General features: G+C 41.1%; 10 protein-coding genes. 3 read left to right on the top strand and 7 right to left on the bottom strand.

Going from position 1 to position 12,332, the window contains the following annotated elements; genetic code table 11:
* Positions 1–114: 114 nt before the first annotated feature.
* The 7 genes from V7K21_RS12850 to V7K21_RS12820 form a co-directional block, all read right to left on the bottom strand.
* Positions 115–606 (bottom strand): hypothetical protein, encoded by a 492-nt coding sequence (locus V7K21_RS12850; RefSeq protein ID WP_335174754.1) that lies wholly within the window; start codon positions 604–606, stop codon positions 115–117.
* Between the two features lie 164 nt (positions 607–770).
* Positions 771–1,256 carry a nucleotide exchange factor GrpE gene (locus V7K21_RS12845; protein ID WP_335174752.1) on the bottom strand — a complete coding sequence of 162 codons (486 nt, stop codon included), beginning with the start codon at positions 1,254–1,256 and terminating at the stop codon, positions 771–773.
* Positions 1,249–1,863, bottom strand: coding sequence for a molecular chaperone DnaJ (locus V7K21_RS12840; protein WP_335174749.1), 615 nt, complete (start codon positions 1,861–1,863; stop codon positions 1,249–1,251). Before V7K21_RS12840 ends, V7K21_RS12845 begins: the two co-directional genes overlap by 8 nt.
* Before the next feature lie 13 nt (positions 1,864–1,876).
* The gene (locus tag V7K21_RS12835; RefSeq protein WP_335174747.1) at positions 1,877–4,606 is read right to left on the bottom strand and encodes a peptidase M, neutral zinc metallopeptidase site; all 2,730 of its coding nucleotides are present in this window, start codon (positions 4,604–4,606) and stop codon (positions 1,877–1,879) included.
* Positions 4,603–5,109: a LysM peptidoglycan-binding domain-containing protein gene (locus tag V7K21_RS12830; RefSeq protein ID WP_335174745.1), complete on the bottom strand. Its 507-nt coding sequence runs from the start codon at positions 5,107–5,109 to the stop codon at positions 4,603–4,605. The genes V7K21_RS12835 and V7K21_RS12830 overlap by 4 nt, the downstream gene beginning before the upstream one ends.
* A complete protein-coding gene (locus tag V7K21_RS12825) occupies positions 5,106–7,319 on the bottom strand; it encodes an Hsp70 family protein (RefSeq protein ID WP_335174743.1) in 2,214 nt (737 codons plus the stop codon). The genes V7K21_RS12830 and V7K21_RS12825 overlap by 4 nt, the downstream gene beginning before the upstream one ends.
* Positions 7,320–7,538: 219 nt before the next feature.
* Complete coding sequence (locus V7K21_RS12820; protein WP_335174741.1) at positions 7,539–9,197, bottom strand: DUF3352 domain-containing protein; 1,659 nt, start codon at positions 9,195–9,197, stop codon at positions 7,539–7,541.
* Positions 9,198–9,354: 157 nt separating this feature from the next.
* Here V7K21_RS12820 and V7K21_RS12815 point away from each other — a divergent pair, with 157 nt between their 5' ends.
* From V7K21_RS12815 to V7K21_RS12805, 3 genes are all read left to right on the top strand, one after another.
* Positions 9,355–9,687, top strand: a complete 333-nt coding sequence (locus V7K21_RS12815) for a rhodanese-like domain-containing protein (protein WP_335174739.1) — start codon at positions 9,355–9,357, stop codon at positions 9,685–9,687.
* A gap of 436 nt (positions 9,688–10,123) precedes the next feature.
* Positions 10,124–11,254, top strand: coding sequence for a heat-inducible transcriptional repressor HrcA (gene hrcA, locus V7K21_RS12810; protein ID WP_335174737.1), 1,131 nt, complete (start codon positions 10,124–10,126; stop codon positions 11,252–11,254).
* A gap of 113 nt (positions 11,255–11,367) precedes the next feature.
* Positions 11,368–12,039: a DUF2834 domain-containing protein gene (locus tag V7K21_RS12805; RefSeq protein ID WP_335174735.1), complete on the top strand. Its 672-nt coding sequence runs from the start codon at positions 11,368–11,370 to the stop codon at positions 12,037–12,039.
* The last annotated feature ends 293 nt before the right edge of the window (positions 12,040–12,332 follow it).

Raw genomic sequence — 12,332 nt, 5'->3', positions numbered from 1 at the left:
CCGACGTCGTAAAGCCTACGGCATAGCTACGCTTAGGGCGCAGCCTCTCCAAGAGTTGTATTAGGGTATTAGTAACCTGTACAGACGCGATTAATCGCGTCTGCACACTCTCCATCACTGCTGCTCCACTGTCAGAGTATAATCACGCTTGACCCCAGGATTAAATGTACCCACCCAAATCCGATATGTACCACTTTTCCAGTTGCGATCGCTAACGCTAGCATCTTTACTTTTGCCAGTGTCATCACCGCAACGAATTGTTGTTTGATCTGGACCTTTGATCAGTAAAGTGGTGTCGTTGTTGTTGCTATCGACTTGTATTGTCAGCTGGGAAAAGTCCTTTTCCAAAACCATAATGTGATCTGGAGTGGGATCAGCAAAGCCAATACAGGCTTTTTGATCGCGATCGCGGTTACTTATGGCAGACAATGAGTAAGAACCACCTGTAAACCCCTGCACTCTTCCTTGTGCTGGATCAAAGTTTGTTGATAATTTGAAAGTACCAAAATTTGCTGTCTCTGCTATTACAGGGGTAGCTGTGATGGTGGTAAGTATAGCCAACAGCCAGCCACCGTTAAACTGAAGTCGGGGGCGACAGTATTTCATAGTAGCCCTCCAACAGGCTTTTAAATTAGTAATGATATATACATATTTTACTGAAGAAATTTTAGTGGAATTTCAGTTGCTTGTGCCACATTAAAATGTGCCACAATAGAGGGTTGTGAAAGCAAGCCGTTAATTGCTAGGCTTTTTCTTGATATAAACAGCAGCTACAATTCTTCAACTTCTAATTTGGATGTGATTACCTCTGTTGGACGCAGGATCTTGTCTTTTAAAGAAAACCCTCGACGGACAATTTTAGTAATTGTTTGGTCTGCCACATCATTTCTGACTTCACGATCAACAACACGACATAAATTAAAATCTGGCTGTGTAGTTTGCAGTTCTATTTTTATAAATAAGACTTGGCGTTTTCCTAGTACACCGAGAAACTTACGATTAACCGCCCCTACAGACTTGGGTAAACGCTGGATAAATTCTGGGCTGGGGTTAGGGTTGTTTTCCAAATAATCCAGTAAGGCTTCTAATGCGTCAGCAATTTCTAGCAATTCTAAAAATAAATCTTCAGTATTTGCTGTGGTTTGAGTTTGCTGTTCTCGCAAGGACTGTTGTAGTACAACTTTGTCCTTTTTGAGGTTATTAATTTCTTGTATGGTTAAGTCGAGCTTTTCTTGACTGATAATAGAATTAGACATGAGAAACCTCTTTTGATAACATCGGTAAAGTTTTAGTTGCCCAAGTTTGCACTTGCGGATGGGTATGATTACTCAAAAGCTGACAAAGCGCGATCGCTCTTTCTAACTGTCCAACTATTTTATACACTTTAATCAACCACATTTGGGCTTGAATGTAATCTTTACTATTCCGGTCTGTACAGCCTTGGCAGTAGTCTTCGAGGTATTTTATCGCTTTGGGGTAACGTTCCTCTTTACAAGCTATAATGCCCTCAGTAAATAACTCTGATAGGGTCATTGGTAAAGGCTCTCGCTCTAGGCGTTCTTCTTGGGCAGATTGAGCGATCACTTGCTCTAATCTATCAAATTCTGGCAATAATACCAGTCTAGGTGCTGGCTGAAGCAAAGCCGATAAATCACTATATTTGAAGTGCTTGATCGTGGGCAGTATCGGACGCAAATAATCGGCTATGATCCGTTCTTCTGGTTTTAGTAAGCTTTTTTGGGCTTTAGCAATGATATCCACAGGATGTTTTTTGTGCTTCATTGCCACTGCTACAGCTTTTGCAATTTCAGCTTTGGATACTGCTGGGGATACACCCAGAATATCATAAGGATTATATTCCATAAAATACCTTTAATTAACGAAGGTTGAGGCTACGGTACCTTTCTTGAAAAGCAGGTTCGTCTGGACAAAGTTCATAAGCCCAACGACCTAATTGCTGAATTAAATCAAAAGATAAATTGCGGTTTTGGATACCTTTAAGTAATGTCTTAATAAAAAAGTCAGCGATATAGTAACGAATAGAGTCATGTTGTGAATATTTTGCCCGATGGACGGCTTCATCAAAGCGATCGCATTTCATTAGATTTTCAATATCCTTCAGTTCTTGGCTAAACCTGTAAACTTCTTGGACATTTGGATCATCTGGACAGAGTTCATAAGCCCAATAGCCTAATTTATAAATCTCTTCAAATCCTAAATCACGATTTTTGAAACCCTTAATTAATATTTCTACGCAAATGTCTGACACAATATTACGTAGACGTTGATGCTGGGATTCTTTAGCACGTTGGACAGCTTCTTCAAATTTATTATTTTTTAGTAAATTGTCAACTAGTTCTAATTCCTGGTTAAATTCAATTCTTTCAATTAAGTCAATTACAATAGGATTTTGATTGTCAATTTCTTTAATTTTTTGTAGTTCTCTTAGGGCTGTTGCTGATGAAATTTGTTCACTAGCAATTTGTTCGCGTATTTGTTCTGCCTTATACTCAGCTAGATAACTTCTAGCGTCTCTACTTCCTAAAAGATCATACCAAAACTGGGCAAACTCTAAATGTTCTTGAAATTCTGATATAACTTGACGTTGCAATCCACAAAGTCTGTCTATTTCTTGTTGCCAATCTTGACTAGCTTGAATTTCTGGCTTTGCTTGCTTGAGAGGAATAATTGCCTCTCGCCATTTTTGTTGTAGCTGATAGCAACCTTCATGATAAGCGACAAATTTCTCAGCAAATGCTGTAATATCAGATTTATCTGTAGTTGAGGGTTTAGGTTTAAGTTGAATTGCTCTTTGATAATCTCCTTCTAAACAAGCAGCCACGGCTAATCCCCAATTTGTATAAAGGGTATTTAAGATTTTTTGGTTAGCATGTATTCTATTCTCGAAAATCCCTTGCCATTGAGGAAGGTAATACTGATAACAAATAGGTGTGATAAATACATCTTTTATTTTCATTCCCCACTTTGGCGGCTTACCCATGAGATTTAGAGATAGTGCTTCTAATCGGTAGCGATCGCGCAGGTACAAATACTCAATAAAATTTGTATCTTTCATGTCTATTGCGGTTTCTATTCGACGTTTTAATTCTAAAGAGACGGCGGCAAATTCTACAGGTTTATTTTCTAGCCAAGGCACATCTTGAAGGCTAGGATCTTCAGTTAGATTTGCTAAGGCTGTTGATAAAGAAAATATTAAATTTAACAGATTTATCGGAGAAGTTTGAGCAAGATAATAATTTACTACTGCCAAATTATGTAATGTAGTAATATTAGGCTGTAAAATCCAAGCTTTTTCAGTTTGATCGGCAATAATTTTCCATTCTTTATCTTTCCATAGTTCTGCTTCTAAACGTGGCTGAATATGCTCATTGAGATTTTCCTCTACTAAAGGATCGGAACCAAATTTTTGGAGAAATTGTGTACTCTCTGCTTTAGCCTTCTCCCAATTTTCAGCCGCTACAAACTGCTCAATATTCTGTAGTTTTAGCAGGCGTTGACGTTGCGAGATATTTTTGAGAATCTCTCGTTGCTTGGCAATGTTAGCAGTAGATAACCCAAGCCATTCTTTATAAGCTACCTGTAAATCTTCTTGTTGGGCGTATATAAATCCCCGCAAATAAGCAGCTTGTTCTCCAGGTATAGCTTCTAGGTGAGTTAGTGCAGTTGCCCATTCTTGAGTTTTGATTGCCACAAGTGCTAACCGGATTTGGCAGGATGTAGAGTTAGGCAAGAGCAATTTAGCATTTTTATAAAGAGATGCAGCCGCTTTAAAATCACCCGCTTTTTCTGTTGCTAGCCCTTGGCGAAACTGTTCTCTTCCTTTAAGTGCTTGTTGTAACTTTTGTAGTAAATCAAGTCCGTCAGAGCGAGAAAAGTTAATCAGGGCATTTTTTAAAAGTGCGATCGCTCCCTGTAATCTTCCTTCACTTTCAGCTTGTTGCACCTTTTCAAAAGCAGTTTCATAAATTTCTTCTTGTTGGACTTGAGCAAGACTTGCAGCGATCGCCTTTTCTAAAGACTCAGTAGAATAAAGCTTTTCAGCCTCTCGGTAAACTGCGATCGCATTTTTATAAAACAGATTTTCTGCCTGAGATTGTGCCTGTGTCACTAAACTTAAGAACTGCTGTCGCTGTTGCAATTCTTTTTGGCACTGCTTGATTACCCGCGATATGCGATCGTCGTGGAGAATTTTGGTACAGCGCTGATAAATTGCGATCGCATTTGCAAGTGCTTGCGTTTCTAAAGGGTCGCCCGTATCTTGCTTGAGAAGGGTTTTGGCATTAGCAGCTAGTTTATCCACTTCTGCTACTTGATAGCGCCATTGCTTTAGTTGCTGAGTAAAATTGTCTAACAGCTTACCCAATAGCAATTGACAAATCAAACGCTCCCAAAAACCTGGTTTTCTAGACCAGACAGCGAGAGCTTTTTCTGCAATAATTACTGCTTCTCGCAGGTGTTTGTTTTGGGCTAATTGTGCTGCTTTCTCGCTGGCTTCTTTAGTCTGTGATGCTTGCTTCCAGACATCAACAATACCCACTCTTAGCAAAGTTTTAGTTAAAGCGTTCAAGCCATCAAAGATGCTCATCTAGCGCTCTCCTTGCAGTTGGGAATTTTTAACACATCTCCTACGTCTATATCATCTTCCCGCCCTTTGAGTTGGGGGTTAGCTTTAACCATTACTTGCCAAGAGGTTCCTTTACCACAAAATTTTTCAGCGATCGCACTGAGGTGATCTCCCAATTTGACAGTATAGGTAATTGGTTTTGGGGGTTTATTAGCGGTAACAGGGGCAGTATTAACTGGTAGTTTTGGGCGATCGCTAATAACTGGATTGGGAGAAGAGACAGTTAATGTGTGTAACTGTGGTTGTAGGAATATAAAACTGCCCATTGCTCCCAATCCAATGCCGATAATGAGCAGAAGTAAAGCAACTGCTAATTGCCATTTAGTAATTTTTACTTGCCGCAGTGGGTTTTCCACCTGCGGTAATTCTTTGAGCATCCGAATTACAGAAAGGTCGGTATCACAGTTAGGACAAGTGTCACCTTCAAGTTCTTGGTAATCACACACAGGACAGTTCAGCTTCATCGTGTTAATCCTGTGACAATACTGTTACTGGGTAACTCCTGATTTAGCCAACGCTGGATATCTGGTTGCAATTCACTCCACAAGCCATTGGCTTCCTGTCCATCATCACTTTTTATAGCGGCAAGCATCCGATAAAGTTTGTCAGACATGGCATTTGCTTGAGTTGGTGCAACCGCGTGGGCTTGACGAATTGCTAAAAAACAAGCTTGAATTAGCTGGACTTCATCAGGTAGATTGTCAAGTTCTCGTCTTGCATCTTTACTCTTAGACTTCATCTTAGAGAGGTTATTGGTGTTGATGGCATCTTGCAATTCTTGACTCAGCTTTTGTAATCGTTCCTGCTGTGGTTGGGGAATTATCGATCCGCAGAGTTGAACTATGCGATCGCATTGATTTGCAAGGGACTCAGCTTCTAGGCTTTCCTTAGACATGGATACCTGGAATTTTTTCAAGTTTGCACTAGCGTCATCGCGTAAATAGCCGCGTTCCTCTCCCGTATCCGGATCGATGATTTTGTTGGCTGACTCCACCACTGGTAAGGCTAACTTCAGGGCTTCTTCCACACCGAGAGGAGTTAGGTTTTGGTTATTGAGTTCTGCGATCGTTTCCTCTAATTCCTTATATATTTTCTCGTCTGGGCCTCCCCGCGAAAAGGTGCGACTCACTCTCTCTGAAGGGGCATTTTTCAATGTAGCGGTCATCTTTAGCCCACTATTTTTTTCATCTAACTCCAAGTTGACTAAAACTTCTGTCCCGCGTGGATAGGATTGCTTTAAACCCAACCAAATATCCCCAATACTCTCATCTTCATATATTCCATCCAAATCTTGCCTTACTTGATCGGGGCTGAAAAGTTGAAAGTGAATCAACCGTTGTCCATCAGCAACAGTTTTAAAAGTGTGGGGTTCGGTCAGTGGTAAAATCTCACCTCGCTTAATTACTTTCTCTTTGCCATCCACCAGCTTGATAAAATAATCACGAGAAACTGTTGTTACTTTCTCTGTTAGTCCAGCCGCGACAATTGCTGCACCCTCCGCCACCGCATACATCGGACGGGGATGCACTACTACTTTATCTGCTCCAAAAGCTTCTCTGACTTTGCGTTGGACTACAGGAATCTGGCAAGAACCGCCAACCAATAACACTACATCTACCATCTCTAAGTGATATTCAGCATCTTGTAGTGCTTGGCGGCAAATTTGAATCGATCGCTCTACCAAATCAGAAATTATTTCCTCAAATTGCTCGCGGGTGATTTCTACTTCAATGGGAATGGCAATTCCTAATTCATCTAATATTTGAGTCGCAGGAGCAATGCAAGATACTGTAGCAGTGCTTAATTCAACTTTGGCGCGTTCTACTGCTAACTTCAAATCGGCATTAAATCGCACCCGTTGATAGTGGGGCATTTTGGTAATCAAGCCATCAATATCAACAATTCTTTCTTGCTGGGCAAATTGCTGTTTAACAAATTTGATAATGCGAGAATCAATGTCATCTCCTCCCAACCATAAATCTCCAGCTTTTCCCAATTCAATAAATGAAGTTCCTGCTGCTTGAATCACCGAAGCATCAAAAGTACCACCACCAAAATCAAAAACTAAAATTGTTTTAAAATCTTCCCCATTTGGAGAAAAACCGTAAGATATGGCGGCTGCTGTGGGTTCCGGTAGCAATTCTATGGGAGTGATTCCAGCTTTAAATGCAGCTGTACGGGTAGCATGGCGTTGTTTATCGTTGAAGTAAGCAGGAATGGTAATCACTGCTTGATCTATGACTTCGCCTGTTTTACCAATTCCTTGGCGATAAGCTTGGGCATTTTGCACAGCTTTTTTGAGAATTTCAGCAGAAATATCCTCTGGTTGATATTCCTTACCTCCTAGCCACACTGCAATACCGTTGTCTGTTCCCTGACTCGGTTCAGTAATTTTGTAACCAAATTCCGACTTTTTTTTTTGTATGGCTGGATCGCCAAAACCTCTTCCTATTAGGCGCTTGATGGAAACAACCACGTTTTCAGGATTAGCCCTGAGTTGGTTGTAAGCTTGATCTCCTACCAAAAATTTATTTTGCTCACAAGCAACAACCGATCGCGTCAGTTTCCTGTCTGGAGGCGTATTATCGTTAGCTGTCACCACTTCAACTTCTGCTAACTTAAAAGCGGCGACAGAATTCGTCGTCCCTAAATCAATGCCAATTGCCTTGCCCATTACTGATCGCTACCTGGGTAGTGTGTAAATTATTTCTGATGTATTTGAGACTCACTGCCACATCGAACCTAAATTTCTAGGCCAGCAGTCAGTACCTATCCAAAGATTACAAATACAAGTAGCAAATACTACAGAAAATCTACATAAATATCATGGGGCAATAAAATGCAGAAGGCAAAATAATTTTTAACCTTCTGCACTTGAGCTTTTATGAAAATCTCACGAATTATTGAGTTTGAAGAAGACGCCACCTTTGAGCGATCGCGTGTCAGTGCCATAACTACTAACTGTGAGCGATCGCAAATTATTAAAAAATGGTTTACCTAAGACTTCCACTAACTTGAGAATCGGTACTTGACGCTCTAACAAATTCTGGCTCTTTGTCCAGTCAAGATATATATAGCCTTGGTTTGGTAAGGGAATCGCAGCGATACTATCTTTGAAATTGGGATTGTCAATTATGGAATTATCCTTGGTTGTGAGAATTTCATCCATCGTCTCTAAGTCAGAGGTGAAAATTTCATAATTTCCTAAAGTTGTATGCAATCCCCGCACTTTTGTTTCAATGCTGAAAGATGCTCTCTCTTTAACATCACTTTTTTTTGTAGCCGTAGTTAACTCTGTCCAAGCGGAGATTTTTTGCTTGTTTATATTCAGGGTATTGATGCTGAGTTCGTTGGATAAGGCGATCGCATTTAATCGAGTAACACCTTTTTCTACAGCCTCGGATTTTTCCACTACAAAAATCCAATGAGGGGTTGTTTGCTCTTCTGGTAACAATGCTATAGCATATTCCCCCTGTACCCAACTGAAAATATCCTCTGGGAAGTTTATGCCCCAGCGTTTTTGAACATCCGCTAAAGGTTTTGCTAACCGAGATACCACATCTTCCTTAGAACCATATATAGTTGCTGTTGCTTGTCTCCAAAGTTTGGCTACATCACTGTCACCCAAATTACTTAAATTTGAGCCAGAAATTGCCAAACCTGCGGACGCTGGAATATATTGCAATGCTCCCACAGGTTTAGATAGCGGTAGGGATGGAGGGACAATTTCCGATGAAGTCAGAAAGGTAGTTTCTGCTAGCAATCCTTTGGGGTTCAACGCCAGGGAAATAATTTGGCTGTTATAAAGTTGTTCTGGTAGTTCTAACCCTTGCCATTTTGCCACAATGGGAAGATTCAAGAAAGCTACAGCTAAACTCCCTTTGGGAAGTTGTTTTGTAGCTTTTTGGTATTCGGGGGAGCTAGTCAAATTCAGATCGGGCGCTTGGACGTTATTAATCGCGTCTCGCAACACTTTAGGATCGTTGGCAAACAACACAAAGTCTTTACCAACAACAGCACCAGCAAGCAAGTCCTGCTCTGGTTGAGAATTGTCAGAAATCAGCTTTACGCCTTTGTATTGTTCAACAGTTAAGTTTGCTCCAGCTAACGCCCGTTTGGAAAACAATAACTCGACAAACTCGCGGCTTTTCTCTGATTGCTGGGTTGAGAGTGCTAACAGATACCCTGGTTGCTGTCCGTTTTCTAGATCGCGATCAATATCTAAGGTGGTGATAGCTAATGTAATTTCGTTCCCTAACCAGGGTTGAATGTCTTGTTTGTAATCTATGCCACTCTTGGCGAATAAACTGGTTTTGAGTTTAGATAGTTCTTCTTCGCGCTCCAACGCCTGCAAACGGTCAGGATTCTCCAGTAATGAAACCATTACAGGGGAAAGTTTTGACACGAATATGGCTGCATTAGTCCCAGAGGTAGAAGCAATCAGGTTAGTTGGACTTTTGGCGAAAAACCAGTAAAAGCCAGCGATCGCAATCACTAGCAGTGCGATCGCACCTGCGACGAGAAAACCAATAAATGAGCGTTGCCTATTCACATTAAACCTTTGATAAAGACAATTTACAGCCATTTAAGCAGAAAGCTTACCAGGATATATCAGCCTTCTTGAGAATGGATACTCATGCAAAGGCAGAGATTTTCTGTAACCATAAATAGTATTAGGACTCTTTATAGGGAATTCTTTTAGTCAACCCATGAACCAGATTAGTGTAGAAGAACTGGCACAACGTCTTTCTTCTGGTGATGCAAATATTCAGCTAGTAGATGTACGAGAACCACAAGAATTGGTGATCGCCAGCATTGAGGGCTTTGTTAACCTACCCCTGAGTCAATTTGCCGAATGGGGAGATCAAGTCCCTAACCTCTTCAATCCCCAAGCTGAAACCCTTGTGTTATGCCACCACGGCATCCGCTCTGCCCAGATGTGCCAGTGGTTGATTGCTCAAGGTTTTACAAATGTGCAAAATATTTCGGGTGGTATTGATGCTTACTCCCTCTCAGTAGACCATTCAATTCCCCAGTATTAGCTTGTGTTTAGGTGCATTACTCAGATGGAAGAATAACTTCCATCTGGCTTTTACTATTGTGAAAACAGCAGTACATAAATTTAGGAGCTTGCCACTTTCGGAAATTTGTACAGGTTTACGGAACTTTTCGACCCTAATCTCAGCTGCGATCGCCGCAAAATTACGTATCTAATAATACTTTTGTCACTGTATAATTATGCAAATATAAGTTGAGAAAGGATGTTGTAAATTCAAACTTTCAGCTTTTGCTGCAAAAGCCTAAATTCTCTTTAAAGCGCACTTTTAAAGAGTGCTGTATGTAAACCTTAAAATTAATTATCACAAGATAATTGTATAATTTATTATCTTAATTAATTATTAATATTCTTTTTTTTCGATCAAATCAACGAATTTTTCCAGAGTTTGATTAAAATTTGCCTCTAGCAAAACATACCCTATGGAAGTCCAGTTAACAAATCGACAACAGCATATACTTTGGGCAACAGTACGTCACTACATTGCTACAGCAGAGCCTGTTGGTTCAAAGGCTTTGGTCGAAGAGTACGATCTGGGTGTAAGTTCAGCCACAATTCGCAATGTGATGGGCGTTTTAGAAAAGTCTGGATTACTCTACCAACCACATGCCTCTGCCGGACGAATACCTTCAGACTCAGGCTATCGCATTTATGTTGACCAGCTAATTACACCTTCTCTGCGTTCGCGCAGCGTGTCGCAGACAGACCCGACGCGAACGGAAACTTTAGGACGAGAAGTAGAAGTTGCACTACAAAAGCGCCTCCAGTGGGAAGATTGGAGTTTAGAAACCCTACTGCAAGGAGCCGCACAAATTTTAGCAACCTTAAGTGGTTGCATTAGCTTGATTACGATGCCGCAAACAACTACAGCGCTATTGCGACATCTGCAATTAGTGCAAATTGAAGCGGGGCGGATCATGTTAATTGTAGTGACTGAAGGTTATGAGACACATTCTAAGTTGATGGATTTGTCGCCAACACCAGAGGAAACAGAACGGGATTCAGAGGTAATTGATCGCGAGTTGCAGATTGTTTCTAATTTTTTGAATAGCCACTTGCGGGGGCGAAGTCTGTTGGAATTAGCCAACCTCAACTGGAGCGAACTAGATCAGGAGTTCCAACGCTACGGAGAATTCTTGAAAAATTCAGTTGCAGAATTGACTCGTCGCACTCTTGCACCAACTACAACACAAATTATGGTTCGGGGTGTGTCAGAAGTTTTGCGCCAGCCGGAATTTTCCCAGTTACAGCAGGTACAAACGATTATCCACCTGCTGGAAGAAGAACAAGACCAACTATGGCGATTAATATTTGAGGAACCAGAGCCTGAGGATGTGGGTAAGTCAAGGGTAACGGTTCGCATTGGCGCCGAAAATCCACTAGAACCGATACGTACCTGTACCTTAATTTCTTCCACCTATCGCCGAGGTTCAATACCAGTAGGAAGTGTGGGAGTTTTGGGACCAACGCGTCTAGATTATGAAAGTGCGATCGCAGTTGTGGCATCTGCTGCTGATTACCTCTCAGAAGCTTTCAGTTATTTCAATCCTTAAGATGATGTTTAGTGACAAGCTGCTACGGGTATAGGCAAGTGAACAATACCATTGCAGGCAGATAGCTCAATTTGTAGCGGCACAATCAATAATTAATACTACTTAAATCTTTTATGGTTAGAAAAATTGCCTTTGGCGTGCTGTGGCTGGGATTCATTGTCTATGCTTTTTTCCTCGCTCCTCCTGAGCAACCCGGTACATTCGAGTTAATTAAAAACCTTTCTAGTGGTCAGTGGCAAGGTGTTAACCCGTTAGTCATAGCACTATTCAACCTCATGGGCATCTGGCCTATTATTTACAGCGCAGTAGTGTTTATTGATGGCAGAGGGCAAAAAATACCTGCTTGGCTATTTGCGATCGCCTCTTTCGCAGTCGGGATATTTGCCTTGTTACCCTACTTAGCCCTTAGGGAACCTAATAACAAGTTTGTCGGTAAAAAGAATGCCTTGCTCAAGCTGCTAGATTCTCGTGTGACTGGGGTTGTCTTGACTGTAGCTACGGTTATTCTAGTTACCTATGGTTTAAGAGGAGGAGATTGGGGTGATTTTGTGCAACAGTGGCAAACAAACCGCTTCATCAATGTGATGAGTTTAGATTTCTGCCTACTTTGCCTATTATTTCCCGCATTACTAGGGGATGATATGGCGCGTCGCAGTTGGAATCCCCAGTTTTTCTGGTTAATAACGTTGATACCGCTATTCGGCCCATTGATTTATTTGTGTGTGCGTCCACCTTTACAAGAAGTGGGTGTAGAGTCAATATCCAAGCAGCCAGTAGCGAATTGAAGAATAAAGTGCGTTTTTCGCAATCCAAAATGGTATTACCCAAAATCCCCTTTTTCAGTAGATCGGGGATTTTCTGTTGCGGGTGCGTAAATCCTAAGAGAAAATTTTTTTCTGAAAGTACTTTACAAAACGCAATAAATCCTTTAAGATGTGTAACAGGTAGTAAAACCTACCTAATTCATTCGCAAATAATCGCATTTATAAAACAATGACAACAACCATTCAACGTCGCGAAAGCGCCAACGTATGGGATAGATTCTGTGAGTGGATCACCAGCACCAACAACCGGATCT

Origin of the sequence: Nostoc sp., from assembly GCF_036919595.1 — a bacterium.
Taxonomy (GTDB): Bacteria; Cyanobacteriota; Cyanobacteriia; order Cyanobacteriales; family Nostocaceae; genus Nostoc.
This window is presented reverse-complemented; position numbering and strand designations above follow the sequence as displayed.

Coding starts and splice junctions, on each gene's coding strand:
- V7K21_RS12825 (WP_335174743.1), bottom strand. CDS start 7,319: ATGGGCAAGGCAATTGGCATTGATTTAGGGACGACGAATTCTGTCGCC.
- V7K21_RS12815 (WP_335174739.1), top strand. CDS start 9,355: ATGAACCAGATTAGTGTAGAAGAACTGGCACAACGTCTTTCTTCTGGT.
- V7K21_RS12835 (WP_335174747.1), bottom strand. CDS start 4,606: ATGAGCATCTTTGATGGCTTGAACGCTTTAACTAAAACTTTGCTAAGA.
- hrcA (WP_335174737.1), top strand. CDS start 10,124: ATGGAAGTCCAGTTAACAAATCGACAACAGCATATACTTTGGGCAACA.
- V7K21_RS12845 (WP_335174752.1), bottom strand. CDS start 1,256: ATGTCTAATTCTATTATCAGTCAAGAAAAGCTCGACTTAACCATACAA.
- V7K21_RS12805 (WP_335174735.1), top strand. CDS start 11,368: ATGGTTAGAAAAATTGCCTTTGGCGTGCTGTGGCTGGGATTCATTGTC.
- V7K21_RS12850 (WP_335174754.1), bottom strand. CDS start 606: ATGAAATACTGTCGCCCCCGACTTCAGTTTAACGGTGGCTGGCTGTTG.
- V7K21_RS12840 (WP_335174749.1), bottom strand. CDS start 1,863: ATGGAATATAATCCTTATGATATTCTGGGTGTATCCCCAGCAGTATCC.
- V7K21_RS12830 (WP_335174745.1), bottom strand. CDS start 5,109: ATGAAGCTGAACTGTCCTGTGTGTGATTACCAAGAACTTGAAGGTGAC.